This window comes from Mycobacterium sp. (genome assembly GCF_044370595.1).
GTDB lineage: Bacteria > Actinomycetota > Actinomycetes > Mycobacteriales > Mycobacteriaceae > Mycobacterium.
In genome coordinates this window covers 1-22,972 of sequence record NZ_JBILVF010000025.1, presented here as the reverse complement: position 1 = coordinate 22,972, position 22,972 = coordinate 1, and the positions used below count along the sequence as shown (strand labels likewise).

The 22,972-nt window shown below is 67.1% G+C and carries 20 protein-coding genes, 2 pseudogenes and 1 riboswitch; of the genes and pseudogenes, 16 read left to right on the top strand and 6 right to left on the bottom strand.

Annotated elements, in window-relative coordinates:
* Positions 1-9: 9 nt before the first annotated feature.
* From ADBZ5N_RS05800 to ADBZ5N_RS05780, 5 genes are all read left to right on the top strand, one after another.
* Positions 10-498, top strand: a complete 489-nt coding sequence (locus ADBZ5N_RS05800) for an Lrp/AsnC family transcriptional regulator (RefSeq protein ID WP_526256533.1) — start codon at positions 10-12, stop codon at positions 496-498.
* Positions 495-1,889, top strand: a complete 1,395-nt coding sequence (locus ADBZ5N_RS05795; RefSeq protein WP_526256532.1) for an aspartate aminotransferase family protein — start codon at positions 495-497, stop codon at positions 1,887-1,889. The genes ADBZ5N_RS05800 and ADBZ5N_RS05795 overlap by 4 nt, the downstream gene beginning before the upstream one ends.
* Complete coding sequence (locus ADBZ5N_RS05790; protein WP_526256531.1) at positions 1,886-2,929, top strand: SMP-30/gluconolactonase/LRE family protein; 1,044 nt, start codon at positions 1,886-1,888, stop codon at positions 2,927-2,929. Before ADBZ5N_RS05795 ends, ADBZ5N_RS05790 begins: the two co-directional genes overlap by 4 nt.
* A gap of 76 nt (positions 2,930-3,005) precedes the next feature.
* A complete protein-coding gene (locus ADBZ5N_RS05785) occupies positions 3,006-4,211 on the top strand; it encodes a D-alanyl-D-alanine carboxypeptidase family protein (protein ID WP_526256530.1) in 1,206 nt (401 codons plus the stop codon).
* Between the two features lie 41 nt (positions 4,212-4,252).
* Positions 4,253-5,653 carry an HNH endonuclease signature motif containing protein gene (locus tag ADBZ5N_RS05780; RefSeq protein ID WP_526256543.1) on the top strand — a complete coding sequence of 467 codons (1,401 nt, stop codon included), beginning with the start codon at positions 4,253-4,255 and terminating at the stop codon, positions 5,651-5,653.
* On the opposite strand, the gene yhjD is transcribed toward ADBZ5N_RS05780, so the two are convergent.
* Positions 5,583-6,458, bottom strand: a complete 876-nt coding sequence (gene yhjD, locus ADBZ5N_RS05775) for an inner membrane protein YhjD (RefSeq protein WP_526256529.1) — start codon at positions 6,456-6,458, stop codon at positions 5,583-5,585. The genes ADBZ5N_RS05780 and yhjD overlap by 71 nt on opposite strands.
* A complete protein-coding gene (gene trpS / locus ADBZ5N_RS05770; RefSeq protein WP_526256528.1) occupies positions 6,458-7,468 on the bottom strand; it encodes a tryptophan--tRNA ligase in 1,011 nt (336 codons plus the stop codon). The genes yhjD and trpS overlap by 1 nt, the downstream gene beginning before the upstream one ends.
* 17 nt (positions 7,469-7,485) lie before the next feature.
* Here trpS and ADBZ5N_RS05765 point away from each other — a divergent pair, with 17 nt between their 5' ends.
* Positions 7,486-8,541: an alpha/beta hydrolase gene (locus ADBZ5N_RS05765; RefSeq protein ID WP_526256527.1), complete on the top strand. Its 1,056-nt coding sequence runs from the start codon at positions 7,486-7,488 to the stop codon at positions 8,539-8,541.
* 21 nt (positions 8,542-8,562) lie between these two features.
* Here ADBZ5N_RS05765 and ADBZ5N_RS05760 read toward each other — a convergent pair whose 3' ends face one another.
* Positions 8,563-9,375 carry an exodeoxyribonuclease III gene (locus ADBZ5N_RS05760; protein ID WP_526256526.1) on the bottom strand — a complete coding sequence of 271 codons (813 nt, stop codon included), beginning with the start codon at positions 9,373-9,375 and terminating at the stop codon, positions 8,563-8,565.
* Between the two features lie 199 nt (positions 9,376-9,574).
* On the opposite strand from ADBZ5N_RS05760, the gene ephH reads away from it, so the two are divergent.
* Positions 9,575-10,411 (top strand): epoxide hydrolase EphH, encoded by an 837-nt coding sequence (gene ephH / locus ADBZ5N_RS05755; RefSeq protein WP_526256525.1) that lies wholly within the window; start codon positions 9,575-9,577, stop codon positions 10,409-10,411.
* Here the strand turns inward: ephH and ADBZ5N_RS05750 are convergent.
* Positions 10,392-11,618 carry an NADP-dependent isocitrate dehydrogenase gene (locus ADBZ5N_RS05750; protein WP_526256524.1) on the bottom strand — a complete coding sequence of 409 codons (1,227 nt, stop codon included), beginning with the start codon at positions 11,616-11,618 and terminating at the stop codon, positions 10,392-10,394. The two genes, ephH and ADBZ5N_RS05750, sit on opposite strands and share 20 nt — an antisense overlap.
* Before the next feature lie 138 nt (positions 11,619-11,756).
* Positions 11,757-11,877, top strand: a riboswitch (SAM riboswitch).
* Positions 11,878-12,005: 128 nt separating this feature from the next.
* Here ADBZ5N_RS05750 and ADBZ5N_RS05745 point away from each other — a divergent pair.
* Genes ADBZ5N_RS05745 through ADBZ5N_RS05735 form a run of 3 tightly spaced genes read left to right on the top strand, consistent with a single transcriptional unit; the run spans position 12,006 to position 15,309 of the window.
* Positions 12,006-13,373, top strand: coding sequence for a bifunctional o-acetylhomoserine/o-acetylserine sulfhydrylase (locus ADBZ5N_RS05745; RefSeq protein WP_526256523.1), 1,368 nt, complete (start codon positions 12,006-12,008; stop codon positions 13,371-13,373).
* A gap of 11 nt (positions 13,374-13,384) precedes the next feature.
* Positions 13,385-14,557 (top strand): homoserine O-acetyltransferase MetX, encoded by a 1,173-nt coding sequence (metX, locus tag ADBZ5N_RS05740; RefSeq protein ID WP_526256522.1) that lies wholly within the window; start codon positions 13,385-13,387, stop codon positions 14,555-14,557.
* Positions 14,554-15,309, top strand: coding sequence for a class I SAM-dependent methyltransferase (locus tag ADBZ5N_RS05735; protein WP_526256521.1), 756 nt, complete (start codon positions 14,554-14,556; stop codon positions 15,307-15,309). Before metX ends, ADBZ5N_RS05735 begins: the two co-directional genes overlap by 4 nt.
* Before the next feature lie 18 nt (positions 15,310-15,327).
* On the opposite strand, the gene ADBZ5N_RS05730 is transcribed toward ADBZ5N_RS05735, so the two are convergent.
* Both ADBZ5N_RS05730 and ADBZ5N_RS05725 read right to left on the bottom strand, forming a co-directional pair.
* Positions 15,328-15,621 carry a DUF3017 domain-containing protein gene (locus ADBZ5N_RS05730; RefSeq protein WP_526256520.1) on the bottom strand — a complete coding sequence of 98 codons (294 nt, stop codon included), beginning with the start codon at positions 15,619-15,621 and terminating at the stop codon, positions 15,328-15,330.
* Entirely contained in the window at positions 15,618-16,466 is an 849-nt protein-coding gene (locus ADBZ5N_RS05725) for a bifunctional methylenetetrahydrofolate dehydrogenase/methenyltetrahydrofolate cyclohydrolase (RefSeq protein WP_526256519.1), read from the bottom strand. Before ADBZ5N_RS05725 ends, ADBZ5N_RS05730 begins: the two co-directional genes overlap by 4 nt.
* Before the next feature lie 15 nt (positions 16,467-16,481).
* Between ADBZ5N_RS05725 and ADBZ5N_RS05720 the strand changes: the two genes are divergently transcribed.
* The 6 genes and pseudogenes from ADBZ5N_RS05720 to ADBZ5N_RS05695 form a co-directional block, all read left to right on the top strand.
* Complete coding sequence (locus ADBZ5N_RS05720; RefSeq protein ID WP_526256518.1) at positions 16,482-17,687, top strand: NADH:flavin oxidoreductase; 1,206 nt, start codon at positions 16,482-16,484, stop codon at positions 17,685-17,687.
* Between the two features lie 11 nt (positions 17,688-17,698).
* Positions 17,699-20,307, top strand: a pseudogene (locus ADBZ5N_RS05715) (ATP-binding cassette domain-containing protein).
* Between the two features lie 11 nt (positions 20,308-20,318).
* A complete protein-coding gene (locus ADBZ5N_RS05710) occupies positions 20,319-20,693 on the top strand; it encodes a hypothetical protein (protein WP_526256517.1) in 375 nt (124 codons plus the stop codon).
* Positions 20,694-20,695: 2 nt separating this feature from the next.
* Positions 20,696-21,958, top strand: a complete 1,263-nt coding sequence (locus ADBZ5N_RS05705; RefSeq protein ID WP_526256516.1) for a metal-dependent hydrolase family protein — start codon at positions 20,696-20,698, stop codon at positions 21,956-21,958.
* A 74-nt stretch (positions 21,959-22,032) separates the two neighbouring features.
* Positions 22,033-22,320 (top strand): annotated as a pseudogene (locus ADBZ5N_RS05700) (hypothetical protein); the annotation flags it as partial.
* A 121-nt stretch (positions 22,321-22,441) separates the two neighbouring features.
* Positions 22,442-22,972: tripartite tricarboxylate transporter substrate-binding protein (locus ADBZ5N_RS05695; protein WP_526256515.1), on the top strand; the 531-nt coding region annotated here is incomplete at its 3' end.

The following is a 22,972-nucleotide window of genomic DNA, read 5'->3' as shown; positions in this document are numbered from 1 at the left end:
AATCTAGGAATGCGTGACTTACTCGCCGTCGGTCCCAACCCCAGCGGACCGGTACAACTCGACGAGATGTCGAAGGCCATCATCGAAAAACTGCAGCAGGACGGGCGGCGGTCCTATGCCGGCATCGGCAAGGCCGTGGGACTCTCCGAGGCCGCGGTACGGCAGCGGGTTCAGCGGCTGATCGATGCCGGGGTGATGCAGATCGTCGCGGTCACCGATCCGATGCAACTGGGCTTCTCCCGGCAGGCCCTGATCGGCGTCCGCTGCCAGGGTGACGCCACCAAGGTCGCGGTGCGGTTGGCGGAGTTGGATTCGGTGGATTACGTGGTGCTGACCGCCGGCACCTTTGACGCCATCGTCGAGGTGGTGTGCTCCGACGACGCCGAACTGCTCGACCTGCTCAACACCGAGATCCGGTCGGTACCCGGAGTGATGTCCACCGAGACGTTGGTTTACCTGAAGCTCGTTAAACAACAATACAACTGGGGTACGCGATGACGCTTTCTGCTGAGCATCAATTGACTGTCGAACTAGGCGCCAAAGCCGACCGGCACCTGTGGGGTCATTTCGCCCGGCACGGGCACGGGATGACGCCGCCCATCATCACCCGCGGCGAGGGCGTCCACATCTGGGACAGCTACGGCAAGCGCTACTTCGACGGGCTGTCCGGATTGTTCGTGGTGCAGGTCGGCCACGGCCGCCGGGAGATCGCCGAGGCGGCCGCCAAGCAGGCCGAGACGCTGGAATTCTTCCCGCTCTGGTCCTACGCCACCCCGTCGGCGATCGAATTGGCCGAGCGTCTGGCCAACTACGCGCCCGCCGACCTCAACCGGGTGTTCTTCACCACCGGCGGCGGGGAGGCCGTGGAGAGCGCGTGGAAGCTGGCCAAGCAGTTCTACAAGCTCACCGGCAAACCGGGCAAGTTCAAGGTGATCTCGCGCGCCATCGCCTACCACGGCACCCCGCAGGGCGCGCTGGCCATCACCGGCCTGCCCGACTTCAAAAAGCCGTTCGAGCCGCTGACCCCGGGCGGTTTCCGGGTTCCCAACACCAACTTCTACCGGGCGCCCGAGCCGTACAACACCGACATCAAAGCGTGGGGCCGTTACTGCGCGGACCGGATCGCCGAGGCCATCGAGTTCGAGGGCCCGGACACCGTCGCGGCGGTGTTCCTGGAACCGGTGCAGAACGCCGGCGGCTGCTTCCCGCCCCCACCGGGATACTTCGACCGGGTCAGGGAGATCTGCGACGAGTACGACGTGCTGCTGGTCTCCGATGAGACGATCTGCGCCTTCGGCCGCATCGGTTCGATGTTCGCCTGCAGCAGCGAACTCGGGGATTTCGGCTACGTGCCCGACATCATCACCTGCGCCAAGGGAATGAGCTCCGGATACTCCCCGATCGGCGCGATGATCGCCAGTGACCGCCTGTTCGAACCGTTCAACGACGGCAAGACCATGTTCGGGCACGGCTACACCTTCGGCGGGCATCCGGTCTCCGCGGCGGCCTCGCTGGCCAATCTCGACATCTTCGAACGCGAGAAGATCAACGAACACGTCAAGGCCAATGCCCCGATCTTTCGGGCCACCCTGGAGCGGCTGCTGGAACTGCCTATCGTCGGCGACGTCCGCGGCGAGGGTTTCTTCTACGGCATCGAGTTGGTCAAGGACAAGAACAGCCGGGAGACCTTCAACTCCGACGAGAGCGAACGGCTGCTGCGCGGATTCCTCTCCGCGGCGCTGTTCGAGGCCGGCCTGTACTGCCGCGCCGACGACCGCGGCGACCCGGTGGTGCAACTGGCTCCCCCGCTGATCAGCGGCCCGGACGAGTTCGACGAGATCTACGAGATCCTGCACCGGGTGCTCACCGAGGCCACTCGACTGCTGTGAGCGCGGCCGATTCGGGAGCAGGCCGCAAACCGCACATCGACCCGGTGCGGTGGCAGCCGCCTCCGGTGCGGTCGATACCGGAGTTCGGTCCGGTTGATCTGACCGTCGTGCCGATGCCCGGCGACGCTCCGGAGGACATTGTTGCCGACGACGACGGCATGCTCTGGGCCGGGCTGATCGACGGCCGGATCGTGCGGATCGACCCGGCCGGCTCGGTTGAGGTGATCGGCACACTCACCGCCGGACGGCCGCTGGGCATGACGGTGGCCCGCGACGGCCGGTTGCTGATCTGCGCGAGCCCGGGCGGACTGCTGGCGATGGACCGGGCCACCGGTCACACCGAGGTCCTCGTCGAACAGGTGAACTTCACACCGTTGACGTTTTGCTCCAACGTCGTCGAACTTCCCGACGGCACAATCTATTTCACCCAGTCCACCGCGAAGTTCACCTTCGCCCACTTCAAGGGGGCGATCTTCGAGGCCCGCGGTGACGGCGGGCTGTTCCGAAGGGATCCGGACGGACACGTCGAGCAGGTGCTGGACAATCTGTACTTCGCCAACGGCCTGACCCCCACCGTCGACGGTTCGGCTCTGGTGTTCGCCGAGACCCAGGGCCGCCGGCTGTCGAAGTACTGGCTGCGCGGGCCGCAGGCGGGCACCGTGACACCGCTGGCGCAGCACCTGCCGGCCATGCCGGACAACCTCTCCACCGGCGCCGACGGCCGGATCTGGTGCGCCATGGTGACCCCCCTCAACGCCGCGGCGGACTTCCTGGCGCCCCGCCCGCCATTGCTGCGCAAACTGATCTGGCGGCTTCCGGAGCGGCTCCAACCGCAGATCGAACCGACGGTGTGGGCGGTGGCCTTCGACCCCGACACCGGCGCGGCGGTGGCCGGCCTGCGGATGAATCATCCGGACTTCGGCGTGGTCACCGGACTCGTCGAGCATCGCGGCCGCCTGTGGATGGGCAGCATCGGCTACCCGGCCGTGGCGCATTGCGCGACTCCCCAGAACCGACTCCCCCAGAGCGCAGCAGAGTAACAATTGTTCCAATAGCCACATGCGTAACAGCGCGGCTCCCCGGATTCGCGGCCCGCATCGCTTAGCCTGCAATCCCATGGCGACGTTGACCAGGGTGCGGCGCGCTGCCGCGATCGCGGCGACGCTGCTGATGATGGGTGCCCCGGCGCCAGCCTGGGCCGAACCCGCGCCTGTTCCGGATCCCAACAGCTGCCCGTACAAGGTGTCCACTCCGCCGGCGGTGGACTCTTCGGAGGTGCCCAAGGCCGGCGACCCGCCGCAGCCCCTGCCGGTGCCGGCCACCCCGGTGGGCGGCGAGGCGCTCAGCGGATGCGGGGTGATCGTCGGCGCCGGTACTCCGCCGGTGCCCGCCGACATCTCGGCCGAAGCGTGGCTGGTCGCCGACCTGGATTCCGGTGATGTCATCGCCGCCCGGGACCCCCACGGCCGGCATCGGCCGGCCAGCCTCATCAAGGTGTTGACCGCGATGCAGGCCATCGACGAGCTTGCACTGAACCAGATCATCGGCGGCACCCAGGAGGACGCCGACGCCGAGGGCACCAAGGTGGGGGTCAAGCCCGGCGGCCGCTACACCGTCGACGATCTGTTGCACGGTCTGCTGATGTACTCCGGCAACGATGCCGCCCGCGCGCTGGCCGGGGCGATGGGCGGGATGGACACGACGCTGGAGAAGCTCAACACGCTCGCGGCCAAGTTGGGCGCCCGGGACACCCGGGTGGCCACCCCGTCCGGGCTGGACGGACCGGGTATGAGCACCTCGGCCTACGACATCGGCTTGTTCTACCGCTATGCATTCAAGAACCCGGTGTTCGCCGACATCGCGGCCACCCGCGAGTACCAATTCCCCGACTTCGCGGGCAATCCCTACCCGGTGGAAAACGACGTCAAGCTGCTCTACAACTACCCGGGCGCCCTGGGCGGCAAGACCGGCTACACCGACGACGCCCGGCAGACCTTCGTCGGCGCGGCCAACCGGGACGGCCGCCGACTGGTGGCGGTCCTGCTGCGCGGCACCCGGGACCCCATCGCGCCCTGGGAGCAGGCCGCGCGCCTGCTGGATTACGGCTTCGCCACCGCTCCCGGCACCACGATCGGCACCCTGATCGAGCCGGATCCGTCGCTGATGCCGCCGAAACCGGATTCGGCGTTGGTTAACCCGCCGATCCTGTCGGCAGACGCACTTCCGGTGCGGGTTGGTGTCTCGGTGGTCGGCACCGTCATCGTGTTCAGTCTGATCATGGCTGCGCGGTCGCTGAATCAGCGGGTTGGGGCTCGTCCCTGACCTTTCTGTCAGACCATCGAACTAGTGTTCGAATCATGGAAATTCGCACCGCCGACGTCGAGGCGGTGATGGCTGCCCTTGACGCGGTCGAAGCGGCTTGGGACAAACTGGCCTCGCTGCCGGTCGACGGCCTGGGGGCCAGGCAGGTCTTGGATGTGTTGAATCGCCTGGAGATTCATCGCCGCCGCCAGCCCACCACCGAGTACGCCCTGCTCAATCACCTCCAGTCCCGGGCCACCCCAAAGGAGGTGGGCGCCAAGTCCTGGCGCGCAGTGCTTTCCACTCGGCTGGGTATCAGCGGGGCCGACGCCGGCCGCCGCATCGGCGAGGCCGCCCAGCTCGGACCACGTCGCGCCGTCACCGGTGATCCCTTGGAGCCGGAGCTTCCGGCCACCGCAGCGGCCCAGGCACGTGGGGAGATCGGAACAGAGCACGTCGGCGTGATCCGGACCTTCATGGACCATCTGCCGGCCGATGTCGACCCCGGCACCCGGGCGGCTGCCGAATCACAGTTGGGTGGGCTCGCAGGCGGGTTGACCCCCGAGGGACTGCGGGATGTCGCCCGCCAACTGATGGGTTACCTCGACCAGGACGGCACGCTCGACGACGAGCGTGAGCACGCCCGCAAACGCAGTGTGACCCTTGGTCGCCAAGAAATGGACGGGATGAGCCGGATCTCGGGCTGGATCGATCCCGAACTGCGGGCGGGCCTCGATGCCATCTTCGCCAAACTCGCAGCCCCCGGCCACGGCGACCCTGACACCGCCGGGGAGCGCGTTGACGGTGCACCGACCCAGAGCCAGATCGCCGGCGACACCCGCAGCGCCGCACAGCGCACCCATGACGCGCTGAAGACCGTGTGCCGGGCGATGCTGACTTCTGGACAGCTGGGTCAGCACAACGGACTGCCGGTCACAATTGTGGCCACCACGACACTGGCCGAACTGACCGCAGCGGCCGGACAGGCCCACACCGGCGGCGGGACCCGGTTGCCGATCCCGACCCTCATCGGCATGGCCGCCGACGTCCACCCCTACCTGGTGCTTCTGCGCAACCCGCGGGAGATTCAGCTCTACCACGGGCGCACCCGACGCTCCGCCAGTGCCGGGCAACGCCTAGTCCTGCACGCACTGGAACGGGGATGCTCCAAGCCTGGCTGCACCGCGCCGGCGTACCACAGTCAGGTCCACCATGCCGAACGCGACTGGCAGCACGGCGGCAACACCGACATCGATGAGCTCACCTTGGCCTGCGGATGCGACAACCGACTGGTCGACGGAACCCCAGACGGATGGACCACCCGAAAGCGTAAGAGTGACAACCGAACTGAGTGGATTCCACCGCCGCACCTCGACCGCGGCCAGAACCGCGTCAATGACTACCACCACCCGGAAGAGGTGCTGCGGCACCGCGAAACCGCCGAGGACGAAGAGCCCGGGTAGCACTGCGTTCGGCTGCCCAGGCCGCCGCGAACAGGATCAGCCGCGCGATCATGTAGGCGAACACCATCAGGCCCAGCGCTGGGCCGAAGGTGACTCCCGCCGGGCCGTGCAGCACCACCCGAAGATAGATCGACGCAATCTGCTTGACGACCTCGAACCCGACCGCCGCCAGCAGCCCCGCACTCACGCACCTGCGCAGCGCGATCGGGTCGTGCGGCAACCGGGCGATCATCGTGGTGAACACCAGCCAAGCCACCAGGATCGACAACACCAACGAGCCCGCCCGGGCAAATCCGGTCAACTCCAGCGCGGAGGTGGCCAGCGCACTGAGCCCGATGGTCAGCAGGCTGGACAGAAACGCCACCACCAGGGCGGCCAGATCGGAGACCTTGGTGCTGAGCACACCCGGTGACGGAAAGTCCTGCCCCCACATCTGGCTGAGCGCGGCGCGCAGTCGCTGAATCCACAGCAACCCGACGTACAGCGCGGTGGTCAGGCCGATAACACCCACCGAGGTGCGCGATGCGATCGCGGCGTCCATCAGACTGAGGATCTGCTCGCCGAACTCCCCGGGCACTGCCGCCTTAACCCGGTTGTCGATCTCAGCCAGTTGCTGTGGCCGGCTGGCCAGGACGAACCCGACAACGGCGAAGCCCACCATCAGCAGCGGGAAGATCGCAAACAGGGTGAAGTAGCTGATCCCGGCCGCGTAGAAGTCGCCCTGGGACCTGTCATAGCGCTGCTGGGCGCGCACCGCATGGTCCAGCCAGAGGTACCGTCTTCGCAGCCGCGCCAGCAGGCCCATCACCCGGAGGGCAGGAAGCCGAGCCGGTCGTACACCCGGGCCAGGGTCGCGGCGGCCACGTCCCGGGCGCGATCGGCGCCCTTGGCCAGGGTGGCCTGCAACTCAGCGGGATCCTCGAGCAGTTCGGTCACCCGCTGCCGGATCGGGGTGACGTAGGCGATCACCGCGTCGGCGGTCTCGGATTTCAGGTCGCCGTAGCCGCGGCCGGCATAGCCCTCGACGAGTGCGTCGATCGAGGCGCCGGTGACGGCGGCCTGGATGGACAGCAGATTTGACACTCCCGGTTTGCCCTCGACGTCGAAGCGGATCTCGCGTTCGGAGTCGGTGACCGCTGAGCGGATCTTCTTGGCCGACACCTTCGGATCGTCGAGCAGGTTGATCAGCCCGGCATCGGTGGCCGCCGACTTGCTCATCTTCGCGGTCGGGTCCGCCAGGTCGTAGATTTTGGCGGTCTCTTTGGCGATCATCACCTCCGGCACCACGAAGGTTCCGGGAAACCGGGAGTTGAACCGGCCGGCGATATCGCGGGCCAACTCCAAGTGCTGGCGCTGGTCCTCCCCGACCGGCACCAGATTGGTGTCGTAGAGCAGCACGTCGGCGGCCTGCAGGACCGGGTAGGTGAACAGCCCGACCGTCGTGGAGTCGGCGCCCTGCTTCTGGGACTTGTCCTTGAACTGCGTCATTCGCGATGCCTGGCCGAATCCGGTGAAACAGCCCAGCACCCAGGCTAATTCGGTGTGCGCGGGCACATGGCTCTGCACGAAGATCGTTGAACGAGCGGGGTCGACGCCCAGCGCCAGGTACTGCGCTGCCGTGACCAGGGTGCGCCGCCGCAACACTGCGGGGTCCTGGGCACCGGTGATGGCGTGCAGGTCGACGACGCAGAAGTAGGTCTCGTAGTCGTCCTGCAGTCCGGGCCACTGCCCAACCGCACCGAGGGCGTTGCCCAGGTGCAGCGAATCGGCGGTGGGCTGCACACCGGAGAACACGACACGGGATTGCTGGCTCATGATGGGACAATCCTGTCATGCGGAAATTCCTTGCGGCCATGGCTGCGGCCGTCCTCACTGCGACCACCCTGGCCGGTTGCACGGGCGGTCCCGGTTCTGCTGACAAGCGCCCGCCTGGCGCGGCGGTGGTGATCGTCTCCGGCGGCGATGCCGTCAGCCCGTTCACCTCTAACGATGCGGCCTGCGCGACTGGCTTGGCGGCGGGCAACACCAACACCGCGATGCGAGAGTTCCTGATCTCCAAGGGCTACACGGTGTACACATCCCCGGCCATGAACGGCCGGGGTCAGGTGGTCGACCAGCAGGGTTTCGGAGCGTTCGGGGTGTGCCCGGTGACGCTGCCCGAGAACATCACCGTCAACTCCACCGGCAGCATCGACACCGCCGGAGAGCATCTCGCGCGGTTCATCAACTGGCTGCACGACGACCGGGGTGTCACCGAGGTCGACTTCGTGGCGCATTCGATGGGTGGCCTGTACTCGCGGGCGGCGATCCGGGTGCTGGCGACCACCGGCAGTCCGGTGAAGATCCGGTCGCTGAGCACCGTCGGGACCCCGTGGCAGGGGTCGTATCTGTCCGATTACGCCAACGACCTGATCACGTTGGCCGAGTGCAAGGGCGACAAGTTCTGCGAGTCGGGCATGAAACAGTTCAAGGCCCGCGTGCTGGACCTGATGGCCGGATCGGGCCGCGAGGTCAACAAGCAGTTCCTGACGGGCAAGAACGGCTGGAACGACTTTCAGGCCGGGGTTCTCGACAGGATCCCGGTCGTACTGATCGCCGGCACCAAGTTCGCCCCGCCCGGTCCGGCGAACCCGGCGGTCTGGCCCAATGACGGGCTGGTCGCCCAGGACAGTGCGCTGGCCCGCAATATCGCCGACCCGGTGCTGCCCCACCGTCGCTGCTACACCTTTGAGGACACCCACAGTATTTTCATCTCCGATCAGGCCGGCCTGGACTGGAAGACGGCATTGACCTGGGACCCCAACGTGTTCGAGGTGCTGCACCAAGCACTGCAAGGCGCGTCGACGGCGTTGGACGGCCCGAATCGGGAGGGGTGCCCCGCCGCCTAGGGGCGTCAGCCGAATTCCAGGTCAGCCGAATTCCACTGTGACCGGCGCGTGGTCGGACCACCGCAGCGCATAGGCATCCGGCTTCTCGACCCGAGCCCAACGCGCCCGGGCGGCCAGCGGTTCGGTGGCCAAGTGGTAGTCGATGCGCCAGCCGGCGTCGTTGTCGAAAGCCTTGCCGCGCCAGGACCACCAGCTGTACGGCCCGGGGCGGTCGGGGTGCAGGTGACGCACGACGTCCACCCAGCCGGCGCCCACCAGCTCGGTGAGCCACTGCCGCTCACTGGGCAGGAAACCGGCCTTCTTGAGGTTGCCTTTCCAGTTTTTGATGTCGCTTTCGGTGTGTGCGATGTTCCAGTCGCCGCACAGCACGGCCTCGCGGCCGTCAGCGGTCAACTCGGCCATCCGCGTGGCCAGCGAAGCCATGAACCGTTCCTTCTCCACCTGGCGGTCGGTGCCCGCCTCCCCGGAGTGGACGTAGAGGCTGCCGATCGTCATCCCGGAGACCTCGACCTCCAGATAGCGACCGTGGTGTTCGAATTCGGTTGCCTGCAAACCAATCCGGACGTCGTCGAATGGCGCGCGGCTCAGAATGGCCACTCCGCTGCGGCCTTTGAGGTGGGGCTCGGCCGAGGCCAGGTGCCAGCCCCCGGAAGGGCCCGAACGCAGGGCCGGCGCCAGCGCCTCGGCAAGTTGCGCGTCATCGGCGCGGGTCTCCTGCAGGCACACCACATCAGCCGATGTCTGCGCCAGCCAGGCCAGCAGGCCGCGGTTCTCCTCGGAGCGCTCCCGCACCGCCGCACGGACTCCGTTGACGTTGACAGTTGTCACAATCACGGCGGAAACCTACCCCGTCTCCGATCAGGCGGCGACGATCGGCGGGGCGGTCGAGCGGTGGGTCACCCCGGTTGGAGTGATGGCAGTGTCGGTGTGCTTTCCATCCTTCTCGTCAGCGCCGGGATCCCCTTGGGCGAACAGGTCGACCACGTGCAGCTAATCCGGTGGGCCATCGCCACGTCGGCGTAGCGTCAGTGAAATGAGCGAGCGGGCACCCATTCACCTCGGTTCGGGGGAACCCATCCTGCTGTTGCACCCCTTCATGATGTCGTCCTACGTCTGGCACGACGTCGCCCCGGCACTGGCCCGGACCGGCCGATTCGAGGTGTTCGCACCGACGATGGCCGGCCACCACGGCGGCCCCCACACTCGGTCGTGGTTCCTGGACACCAATACCCTGGCAGACCATGTGGAGGCTCAACTCGACCAATTAGGTTGGGGCAGCGCGCATATCGTCGGCAACTCGCTGGGCGGCTGGGTGGCTTTCGAATTGGAACGACGGGGCCGGGCCCGCACGTTGACCGGGATCGCACCAGCAGGCGGGTGGCACCGCTGGTCGCCGGTCAAGTACGAGATCGTCGGCAAATTCGTGGCCGGGTTTCCGGTGTGGCTCACCGCAGTGGCGCTGGGCCGCCGCGCCGCCCGGCTCCCCCTGGCCAAGCGGGCGGCGAGTGTGCCGATCAGCGCCACCTCGGCGGGCTTGTCCGACGCGGACCTGCTGGAGGTCATCGACGACGTCACGCACTGCCGGGCCTATCATCAGCTGCTCCTCAAGGCGCTGCTGCTACCGGGCCTGATGGAGTTGGCCCAGACCCAGACGCCCACCAATCTGGTGATCTGCGGGAAGGACCGGGTGCTTCCGCACCCGCGTTACACCAAGCACTTCGTCAAACATCTGCCGGACATCGACCGGGTCACCACGCTGGACAACGTCGGCCACATCCCGATGTTCGAGGCGCCGCAGTCGATCGCCGATCTGATCATCGCGTGGGTCGACGACAACAGCGTGCCGCAGCTTAGGTCAGCGACTTCTTGAGATTGTCAGCCAGCGTGGCCAGGAACTGCTCGCTGGTCTGCCATGGCTGATCCGGGCCGATCAGCAGGGCCAGGTCCTTGGTCATCTGGCCGCCCTCAACGGTGTGGATGACCACCTCTTCGAGTGTCTCGGCGAACTCGATGACCTCCGGGGTGTTGTCCAACTTGCCCCGATGCTCCAGACCGCGCGTCCAGGCGAAGATCGACGCGATGGGGTTGGTGGAGGTCGCCTTGCCCTGCTGGTACTGCCGGTAGTGCCGGGTGACGGTGCCGTGGGCCGCCTCGGCCTCGACGGTCTTGCCGTCGGGCGTCATCAGCACCGAGGTCATCAGGCCGAGTGAGCCATAACCCTGCGCGACGATGTCGGACTCCACGTCGCCGTCGTAGTTCTTGCACGCCCAGACATAGCCGCCCTCCCACTTCAGGCAGGAGGCCACCATGTCGTCGATGAGGCGGTGTTCGTAGGTCAGTCCGCGCTTGTCGAACTCCTCCTTGTACTCCTCATCGAAGATCCGCTGGAACTCGTCTTTGAACATGCCGTCGTAGGCCTTGAGGATGGTGTTCTTCGTCGACAGATACACCGGATAGTTCTGTTGCAGCGCATAGGAGAACGAGGAGCGCGCGAAGTCGATGATGGACTTCTTGAAGTTGTACATCCCCATCACGACACCGCCGTCCTCGGGGATGCGGACCACCTCGTGGACAATCGGCTCGCTGCCGTCCTCCGGGGTGAAGGTCAACGTGACGGTGCCGGGACGGTCGACTTTGAAGTTGGTGGCGCGGTACTGGTCGCCGAACGCGTGCCGGCCGATGATGATCGGTTTGGTCCACCCCGGTACCAGGCGGGGAATGTTGGAAATCACGATCGGGGCACGGAAAATCGTGCCGCCGAGGATGTTGCGGATGGTGCCGTTGGGAGACAGCCACATTTTCTTCAGGTTGAATTCTTTGACCCGGGCCTCGTCCGGGGTGATGGTGGCGCATTTGACGCCGACGTGGTGTTTGAGGATGGCGTTGGCGGAGTCGATGGTGACCTGGTCGTCGGTGGCGTCGCGGTGCTCGATGCCCAGGTCGTAATACTCAAGATTGATGTCGAGGTACGGCAGGATCAGGGTGTCCTTGATCAGCTTCCAGATGATGCGGGTCATCTCGTCGCCGTCGAGCTCGACGACAGTGCCCTCGACCTTGATCTTGCGTCCGCTCGACATTGAGTCGCCCATCCTCCTCGGCCCGGCGAGCAATCGCTCGCTGGGCGCAACATTACAAGGGTTGATCGGCTCACGAAGTGCCGTGTCCGATGAAGGCCCGCTGGCCAGTCGGTGCAGGTGTGCGATACGCTCGACACCGGTCATGAGTGCCAGCGCTAAGCCCCGGCTTGCTGGCCGGCAACCCTCCAACCGCGGTGGGGTGCCCTGGGTGATGACCAGGTTGAGCAGCCACCACGCGGCTGCACGGCAAGCGCGGGTCCGCCATGACGGGCCCCCCGAGTAGACAGGGAAACCTGATGCGGAGCCCCCATATGTGTCGCTGTTGTTAGACGGGAATTCTTTCGGCCCCCGTGTACCTAACCCAGCGACCCAAGGAGCCTTACCCCCATGACCACCCCCCCCGATTCCAACCCTGAAGCATGGTCGTTCGAGACCAAGCAGATCCACGCCGGCCAAACCCCCGACGCCGCCAGCCGAGCCCGGGCGCTGCCGATCTACCAGACCACGTCCTACGCCTTCGACAGTACCGACCACGCCGCCGCGCTGTTTGGGCTGGCCGAACCGGGCAACATCTACACCCGAATCATGAACCCGACCACTGACGTCGTCGAACAGCGCATCGCCGCTCTCGAGGGCGGGGTGGCGGGGCTGTTGCTGTCCTCGGGTCAGGCCGCGGAGACCTTCGCGATCCTCAACCTCGCCGGCGCCGGAGACCACATCGTCTCCAGCCCGCGGCTCTACGGCGGCACCTACAACCTGTTCCACTACACGCTGCCCAAGCTGGGGATCGAGACCACTTTCGTCGAAGACCCCGACGACCTGGACTCCTGGCAGGCGGCGGTGCGGCCCAACACCAAGGCCTTCTACGGCGAGACCATCTCCAACCCGCAGATCGACATCCTGGACACCCCCGGCGTCTCCGAGGTGGCGCACTCCAACGGCGTCCCGCTGATCGTGGACAACACCATCGCCACCCCGTATCTGATCCAGCCGATCTCCCAGGGCGCCGACATCGTCGTGCATTCGGCCACCAAATATCTCGGCGGCCACGGCACCGCGATCGCCGGAGTGATCGTCGACAGCGGAAAATTCGACTGGACCGGCTCCGGAGCCGCTGGGTCGGCGACAACCGGCGGGGGCAAATTCCCCGGCTTCACCACCCCGGACCCGAGCTACCACGGCGTGGTTTTCGCCGACCTCGGCGCGCCGGCGTTCGCACTCAAGGCCCGCGTACAACTACTGCGTGACCTCGGCTCGGCGCCGGCCCCGTTCAACGCGTTCCTCATCGCCCAGGGCCTGGAAACGCTGAGCCTTCGCATCGAACGGCACGTGCAGAACGCCACGCGGGTCGCTGAGTTCCTGTCCGGCCATCCCGAGGTGACCACCGTCAACTACGCCGGTCTACCGGACTCGCCGTGGTATCAGCGGGGCCGCGAGCTGGCACCGAGGGGAACCGGCGCGGTGCTGTCGTTCGAACTGAGCGGCGGCGTCGAGCGGGCCAAGGCCTTCGTCAACGCGCTGCAACTGCACAGCCACGTCGCCAATATCGGCGACGTGCGATCACTGGTCATCCATCCGGCATCGACGACCCACCAGCAACTCTCACCGCACGAGCAGTTGGCCACCGGGGTCACCCCCGGTCTGGTGCGACTGGCCGTCGGGTTGGAGGGCGTCGACGACATTCTGGCCGACCTTGAGCGGGGGTTCGCCGCTGCCGCGAGAGTCACTGATTCCAGCGCCGTGGCGGCCCATTGAGCGACGCTGACATGACACTCTCTGCTGAACGCTTGCGCGAAGATCAGGCTTCCGGGGTCGAGCGCATCGAAACCCTCCCCGCCGAGGGTGACATCGGCGTGGTGGACATCGGCCCGTTGACGTTGGAAAGCGGCGCGGTGATCGACGACGTGTCGATCGCGGTGCAACGCTGGGGCGAACTCTCCCCGAACCGCGACAACGTCGTCGTCGTGCTGCACGCGCTGACCGGCGACTCTCACATCACCGGCCCGGCCGGGCCGGGGCACCCCACCCCCGGCTGGTGGGACGGCGTGGCCGGACCGGGAGCGCCGATCGACACCGACCGTTGGTGCGCGGTCGCCACCAACGTGCTGGGTGGCTGCCGGGGATCCACCGGGCCGAGTTCACTGGCCCGCGACGGCAGGCCCTGGGGGTCACGGTTCCCGCTGATCACGGTGCGCGATCAGGTCAACGCTGACGTGGCCGCGCTGGCTGCGCTGGGTATCACCGAGGTGGCGGCCGTGATCGGTGGGTCGATGGGCGGGGCGCGCGCACTGGAGTGGATTGTCGGCTACCCCGAGCAGGTTCGTGCCGGGTTGGTGCTGGCCGTCGGCGGGCGGGCCACCGCGGACCAGATCGGGACCCAGAGCACCCAGATCGCAGCCATCAGATCCGACCCGAACTGGCAGGGCGGCGACTATCACGGCACCGGCCGATCCCCCGACGTCGGGCTGCAACTGGCCCGCCGGTTCGCCCATCTGACGTATCGCGGCGAGACCGATCTGGACACCCGATTCGGCAATGAGGGGCAGGCCACCGCGGACGGCCGAGAGGACCCGCTGACCGGCGGACGCTACGCCGTGCAGAGCTACCTGGAATATCAAGGCGCCAAGCTGCTTCGACGGTTCGACGCCGGCAGCTACGTAACGCTCACCGAAACCTTGTCCAACCATGATGTGGGCCGCAGCCGCGGCGGGGTCGCTGCGGCGCTGCAGTCCTGCCCGGTGCCCGTGGTCGTCGGCGGCATCACCTCTGATCGGCTTTACCCGCTGCGACTGCAGCAGGAACTGGCCGATCTGCTGCCGGGCTGCAACGGCCTGAACGTGGTGGAGTCGATCTACGGCCATGACGGCTTCCTGATCGAGATGGAGGCAGTGGGACAGCTGATCCGGGAGACCCTCGCACTCGCCGACGGTCAGCGGTGACCGGCGCGCCGGACGGAGGCCGTTCCGAGCGGTCGCTGTCGTTCGGTGCGCAAGCCGCCGCCTACGAGCGGGGCCGGCCCTCCTACCCGCCGGAGGCCGTCGACTGGCTGCTGGCAGCCGGGGCCGGCGGCCCAGTCCAGGACGTCCTTGATCTGGGTGCGGGCACCGGCAAACTCACCACCCGTTTGGTCGAACGCGGTCTGGATGTGGTCGCCGTCGATCCGATCGCCGAGATGCTCGACGTGCTGCGCGCGGCATTGCCGGCCACCCCGGCGCTGTTGGGCACGGCAGAGCATATTCCATTGCCGGACAACAGCCTTGATGCCGTGCTGGTGGCCCAGGCATGGCACTGGTTCGACCCGGACCGGGCGATCGCGGAGGTGGTACGGGTGCTGCGGCCCGGTGGGCGGCTTGGCTTGCTGTGGAATGTTCGCGATGAACGGCTGGGCTGGGTCAAGGACTTCGGCCGGATTGTGGGGCTGGAACACGATTGGGCCGACGCGACGGTTGAACTGCCCGAGCCGTTCATCGACGTGGCGACTCATCAGGTGGAGTGGACCAATTACGTCACACCGCAGGCGCTTATCGACTACGTCGCCTCACGTAGTTACTGCATCACCTCCCCGGCGGAGGTTCGCACCCGAACCCTCGACGAGGTGCGCACCCTGCTGGCCACCCACCCCGCGCTGGCCAACTCCGCCGGTATCGCCCTGCCCTACATCACGGTCTGCGCGCGAGCGATGCTGGCCTGAGCGGCTTACTCGCCCCGGCTAACTGGTCCCCAAGGGGTCGATGGTCCACGCGGTGTAGATCATGACGGCGCTGATCGTGGTCATGGTGGCGAAATCGAGACTTTTGTCGCGCACCACCAGCAGGCCGGCCCGCTCGTCGGGCAGAGCCAACCGCAGTGCGGCAGCCACCCCGACAGCGACCCCGATCAGGAACGAGCCGCGACGCCAGAAACCGGCTGCCACCAGCGCCAGTGCCACCGCGAAGATGGCGGCGACGGTGAGGATCGGCCATTGCGCGCGGACCACCCTCCGTGCTGCCTGGGGTAGCTTCACGGCCCAGCTTCAGCGCGTTCAACGACGTTGGTGAGAAGAAACGCGCGAGTCAGGGGGCCGACTCCCCCCGGATTCGGGGAAACATGTCCGGCGACGTCCCACACCTCGGGAGCCACGTCACCGGTGAGCACTCCGTCAACCCGGCTGACGCCCACGTCCACCACCGCCGCACCGGGGCGAACCATGTCGGCGGTCACCATATGCGGCACTCCGACGGCCGCGACGATGATGTCGGCTTGCCGGGTCAGCGCGGGCAGGTCGCGGGTTCCGGTGTGGCACAAGGTCACTGTGGCGTTCTCAGTGCGGCGGGTCAGCAACAGGCCCAGCGGACGGCCGACGGTGACGCCCCGGCCGAGCACCACCACGTGCGCACCGTCGATCGGGATGTCGAAGCGGCGCAGCAGCGCCACGATCCCCCGCGGGGTGCACGGCAATGGCGCCGGCTCACCGAGAACCAGCCGGCCCAGGTTGACCGGGTGCAGACCGTCGGCGTCCTTGGCGGGGTCGATCCGCTCCAGGGCGGCGTTCTCGTCGAGGTGGCGCGGCAGCGGCAGTTGCACGATGTAACCGGTGCACGCCGGGTCGGCGTTGAGTTCGTCGATTGCTTCGTTGAGTTGAGCCTCGGTCGCCTGCGCCGGCAGGTCGCGACGCATCGAGGTGATGCCAACCTTGGCGCAGTCGGTGTGCTTTCCACGAACGTAGGCATGCGAGCCGGGATCGTCGCCGACCAGAATGGTGCCCAGGCCGGGGGTGCGCCCGGCGGCGGTCAGTGCGGTGACCCGCGCTTTGAGGTCGGTGAAGATCTCGTCGCGGGTCAGCTTGCCATCCAGCGTCTGAGCGGGCACGGCTACATTTTCCATATGGGTGCCACTCCGGATGTGTTCAGCCCGGCTCAACTGGGTCCGATCACGCTGCGCAACCGGATCATCAAGGCAGCCACCTTTGAGGCTCGCACCCCGGGAGCGCTGGTCAGCGACGACCTGATCGACTTTCACCAGGCGATGGCCGCCGGCGGGGTCGGCATGACGACGGTCGCCTACTGCGCGGTCAGCCCGGGCGGACGCACCGACTCCGCCGCGATGTGGATGCGACCGGACGCCGTGCCGGGTCTGCGGAAGCTGGCCGCGGCGGTGCACGCGCAGGGCGCGGCGGTCAGCGCGCAGATCGGCCACGCGGGGCCGGTGGCCAACGCGCGTTCCAATAGGGCCCCGGCACTGGCGCCGGTGCGGTTCTTCAACCCGCTGTCGATGCGGTTCGCCAGGCATGCGACCCGCGCCGACATCGACGAAGTGATCGCCGCGCACGCCACCGCGGTCCGCTACGCGATCGACGCCGGCTTCGACGCCGTGGAGATCCACCTCGGGCACAACTACCTGGCCAGTTCCTTCCTCTCCCCGCTGATCAACCGGCGCGCCGACTCTTTCGGCGGTTCGCTGGAGAACCGCGCGAAGGTGGCCCGCGGGATCGTGCGGGCGGTGCGCGGCGAAGTGGAACGCGACGGCCGGGCCGCGATCGCGGTGACCGCCAAACTCAACATGGCAGACGGGGTGCGCGGCGGCATCAGCATCGAGGAGTCGCTGCAGACGGCGCGGTGGCTGCAGGATGACGGTGGTTTGGATGCGCTGGAACTGACTGCTGGCAGTTCACTGGTCAACCCGATGTACCTGTTCCGCGGCGACGCCCCGGTCAAGGAGTTCGCCGCCGCATTCGCCCCACCGCTGCGGTGGGGAATCCGGATGACCGGTCGCAAATTCCTCCGCGAATACCCCTACCGCGACCTGTTCCTGCTGCGCGACGCCGAGCAGTTCCGCCGCGAGCTCACCGTGCCGCTGATCCTGCTCGGCGGGATCACCGACCGGGAGAGCATGGATCGGGCCATGGCCGCCGGTTTCGATTTCGTCGCGATGGGCCGGGCGCTGCTGGCCGAGCCTGACCTGATCAACCGGATCGAGTCCGAGGGACGGTCGGTGACGTCGCTGTGCACGCACTGCAATAAATGCATGCCGACGATCTATTCGCGCACGCACTGCGTCGTCACCGGAGGACCCGGCGGTTCCTCGGGTTAGCATTGGCGCCGATGAGCAGCCCCCCAACCCATCCCGGCTATTCCGGGCCGGCGCTGACCGTTCGGTACGACGGCCCGCCGCGCACCTTTTCCGCCGGACACGACGTCGTCATCGGCCGGGATCTGCGCGCCGACGTGCGCATCGCGCATCCGCTGGTGTCCCGCGCCCACGTGCTGCTGCGGTTCGACCCGACGATTTCAGGCGGCCGGTGGACCGCGGTGGACAACGGCTCGCTGAACGGGATGTACGTGCACGGCCGGCGGGTCCCGCAGGTCGACATCACCGACGGCACGACGGTCAATATCGGCAACCCGGACGGCCCGTCGGTGAGCTTCGACGTCGGCCGGCACCAGGGTTCTGCCGGACGGCCCCCGCCAATCGCCACCGAGGTCATCAACCAGGCCTACGCGGCACCCCGGCCGCCGGCGCCGCAGCCGATGTACCCGGGCTCCCAGCCCCAGCTCGCCTATCAACCGCCACCCCCGACGCCACCCCTGCCGCCGCCACCCCAACCGCCAAACCCCCCCCCCCCCCACCCCTGCCGCCATCCCCGCCGCCACCCCCGACGCCATCCCAACCGCCACCGGATGCCGCGCCCACTCAGATGGGTCCTGCGCCGGCCCGGTCGTCGAGCAACACCTCGAATCTGGCCACCTCGATGCTGAAGATCCTCAAACCGGGATCCTCAGCACCGGCACCCCCGGGATCACTGACGATCGGCCGGTCCAGCGATAACGACATCGTCATCCCCGACGTCCTGGCCTCCCGCCATCACGCCACGCTGATCCCGATACCCGGCGGAACCGAGATCGTCGACAACCGTTCCATCAACGGCACTTTCGTCAACGGCACCCGGGTGGACACCGCTCTGCTCAGTGACGGCGACGTCGTCACGATCGGCAACGTCGACCTGGTATTCACCGGCGGGACGCTGGTCCGCCGCACCGAGACGGCGGCGGCCACCGGGACCGGCGGGCTCGATGTGCGCGGGGTCACCTGGACCATCGAAAACAACAAGACCCTGTTGGACAACATCTCGCTGACCGCACGGCCGGGCACCCTCACGGCGATGATCGGCCCGTCGGGCGCGGGCAAATCCACACTGGCCCGGCTGATCGCCGGCTACACCCACCCGACCAGCGGCACGGTGAGCTTCGAGGGTCACAACATCCACGCCGACTACGCCTCACTGCGCTCCCGGATCGGGATGGTGCCGCAGGACGATGTGGTGCACGGCCAGCTGACCGTCAACCAGGCCCTGATGTACGCCGCGGAGTTGCGGCTGCCGCCGGACACCTCCAAGGAGGACCGCCAGCAGGTGGTCGCCCAGGTGCTTTCCGAACTGGAGATGACCCAGCACGCCGAGACCCGGGTGGACAAGCTCTCCGGCGGCCAGCGCAAGCGGGCCTCGGTGGCCCTGGAGTTGCTCACCGGGCCGTCGCTGCTGATCCTCGACGAGCCCACGTCAGGCCTGGATCCGGCGCTGGACCGCCAGGTGATGACCATGCTGCGCCAACTCGCCGACGCCGGCCGGGTGGTGCTGGTGGTCACCCACTCGCTGACGTATCTGGACGTGTGCGATCAGGTGCTGCTGCTCGCGCCCGGGGGTAAGACCGCGTTCTACGGGCCGCCGGCGGAGATCGGCCCGGCCATGGGAACGACGAACTGGGCCGACATCTTCAGCGCCGTCGCCAGCGACCCGCAGGCCGCCAACGACCGGTATCAGGCATTGAGTGGACCGCAACCGGCGCCACCGCCGGCTGAGGAGCCCTCCGATCTCGGCGAGCCGGTGCACACCAGCCTGCGCCGTCAGTTCTCGACGATCGTGCGGCGTCAGGCCCGGCTGATCGTCTCCGATCGCGCCTACTTCACCTTCCTCGCGTTGTTGCCCTTCATCATGGGTGTGCTGTCGCTGGCAGTGCCCGGCGACGTCGGTTTCGGGATCCCCGACCCGATGGGCGGCTCGCCCAACGAGCCGGGGCAGATCCTGGTCTTTCTCAACGTCGGGGCGGTGTTCATGGGCACCGCCCTGACCATCCGGGATCTGATCGGCGAACGGGCGATCTTCCGGCGCGAACAGGCGGTGGGGTTGTCGACGACGGCGTATCTGCTGGCCAAGGTGTGTGTGTACACGCTGTTCGCCGTGCTGCAGTCGGCCATCATGGTCGCGATCGTGGTGTGGGGCAAGGGCGGTCCCACCCGCGGCGCGGTGGCGCTGGGCAACCCGTCGCTGGAACTGTTCGTCACCGTCGCCGCCACCTGCGTCGCCTCGGCCAACCTGGGCCTGCTGCTGTCGGCACTGGCGAAGTCCAACGAGCAGATCATGCCGCTGCTGGTGGTGGCGATCATGAGTCAGTTGGTGTTCTCCGGCGGGATGGTCCCGGTGACCAACCGACTGGTGCTCGACCAGTTGTCCTGGCTGACGCCGGCGCGCTGGGGATTCGCCGCATCGGCCTCGACGGTGGACCTGGTCAACCTGGTGCCCGGACCGCTGACCCCGAAAGATCGCTGGTGGAAGCACACCGGGTCGAGTTGGTGGTTCGACGTGGCCATGCTGGCCGGCTTGAGCGTGCTGTATCTGGGGCTGGTGCGCTGGAAGATTCGGCTCAAGGCCGCCTAAGCATGATGCCAATGAATTCCCGCTTGCAACGCTGGTGGCTCTGGGGCTGCTTTGTGGCCACGCTGTTGGCGTCCTGGGCCGGCGGTTTCGGGGTTACCGTCACCGCCGTCTTCATCGGCATCTACCTGACCGGGCTGGTGCTGATCGGGCCGGATGAGCCGGCGGCCGAGGCGGTCGATGTGGTCGATGTGGTCGACGCTGTCGAGGTCGTCGATGTGCAGGACATCGCCGGCGAGGATGCCGAGCCGTATCCGGACGACGATGAATCCGAGACCGTTCAGACGGATACCACTATAGATACCGCTACCGACAGCGACAGCGACAGCGGCAGCGACAGCGACAGCGACAGCGGCGAGATTCTCGAACCCTCCGACTCGTCGAGGTGACGATGGCAGACCCCCACCGACTTCTCGTCAAGAACGTCACGATTTTCGACGGGATCTCCGACCACCTGGTTTCCGGCCACGTCCTCGTCGAAGGCCGGACCATTGCCGCCGTCGACACCTCACCGATCGCCGAGGACGCGGACACGACGGTGATCGACGGTGCCGGCCGGGTGCTCATGCCAGGCATGAGCGACGCCCATGTGCATCTGGTCGGTATGGCGAACACCATGGCCGACATCACCACCGCCACCCAGACCCAACTCGCCGCCGCGACACTGGCGCGAGCCAAAGACACTCTGCTGCGCGGGTTCACCACCGTGCGCGACATGGCCGGCGACACGGTGGGCATCAAGAAGGTCATCGACGCCGAACCGGCGCTTGGCCCGCGCATCTACCCCAGCCAGGCGGCGATCTCGCAGACCGCCGGTCACGGGGATTTCGGTTTCGTCTTCGAACCGCCGACGGCGTTGGGCGGCAGGGAATCCCGGGCTGAACAGATCGGGTTCCTTCGGGTCGCCGACGGCGCCGACCGCGTACTCGCCGCCGTACGTGAACAACTCAAACTCGGGGCGTCGCAAATCAAGCTGATGGCCGGCGGCGGAGTTGCCACACTCTACGATCCGCTGTACACGCTGCAGTTCACCCCGGCTGAGTTGCGGGCGGCGGTCGAGGCCGCCGCCGATTACGGCACCTATGTCGCCACTCACGTCTACAACGTCGCCGGTATCCATCGTGCCGTGGAAGCCGGCGTCAAGTCGATCGAGCACGGCCACCTGGCCGACGAACCCACCGTCGCGATGCTTGCCGAACGCGATGTGTGGCTGTCGACTCAGCCGTTCAGCAACCATGACCACAGCTTTCCCGATCCGGACCGGACCGCGAAGAACCGGCAGGTCTGCGACGGCACCGAGCAGTTGTACCGGTGGGCGAAGAAGCACGGGGTCAAGACAGCCTGGGGTACGGATCTGCTGTTCGAACCGGAGAACAACTTCCGGCAAAGCGAGATGGTGACCCGCCTCGGTGAGTACTTCACCGGCGTCGAGGCGCTCAAGATGGTCACCTCCGGCAATGCCGCCCTCTTGCGCCTGGCCGGTGAACGCGATCCCTACGGATCGGCCCGACTCGGCGAGATCGTCACCGGCGCATGGGCAGACATGCTGCTGATCAATGGCGATCCGACCACCGATCTCGGCCTGCTGGCGGACCCCGCCGCCAACATCGCGGTCATCATCAAGGACGGCGTCGTCGTCAAGAACACACTGTGAGGGCTAGGCACTGAGGCGGAGAACGGCCCGCCGCGCCTGCCCAGCGCTAGTCTTCTGGTGTGGGTTCCGGAGTTGAGCAGGATGCCAGACACATTTTGGGGGCAGCCCGTGTCCTCGCCGGTGCGGCCGACCGCGACGTCACCGAGATCCGAGCCGAGATCCGCGACTTCCGAAACGCTACGACGGCGAGTTTCAATGCTCTTCGACAGGACTTCGTTGATCTGCGTGCCCACGTTGACAGCAGGTTCGAGCAGGTTGATCGCGGCTTCATCGAGATGCGCGGCAAGTTGGACGCAACCGCCGCCGGCCAGCAGCGGATCGTCGAACTCATCGAATCGCTGATCGACCAGCAGAACCGCTAGACGCTGCGCCCAAAGACTCCGGAGTCATGTCCGCGAAGTGCGAACCTAAGATCGTCCTACGGCCAAGAGTGTCACCCAGGTCTCATTCCGATCCTGCCTCGTCGCCGATGAAGGAGCTTCCATGACCACGTCTGTCGTCACTTCGGGTCGCAGCCGGCGGTCGCGCCTTCGCACGCCACGCTGGGCCCTCGTCGGGGTCGCCGCCCTGGCTGTCACCAATCTCGCCGCATGCGGGGGGCGAGACTCCACACCAGCGGCGTACCCGGACCGTGAGATCACTTTCGTGGTGCCCTACTCGGCCGGTGGACCGACCGACACCGTCACCCGGCTGATCGCGGAGCCCATGGGCACCAAGCTCGGCCAGCAAATCGTGGTCAAGAATGTCACCGGCGCTGGTGGCACAGTCGCGGCCGGGCAGGTTGCCGACGCCAAGCCCGATGGCTACGAGGTGCTCATCCACAACATCGCCATGTCAACGGCGCCCGCGCTTTACCCCAACCTGCCCTACGAACCGCTCGTGGACTTCACGACGATCGGTCTGATCACCGATGTACCGATGACGATCGTCGCCCGTAAGGACCTCCCGCCGACGACGCTGGAGGAACTGGTCACCTACGTCAAGAGCAACGCCGACACGCTCACCCTCGCCCAC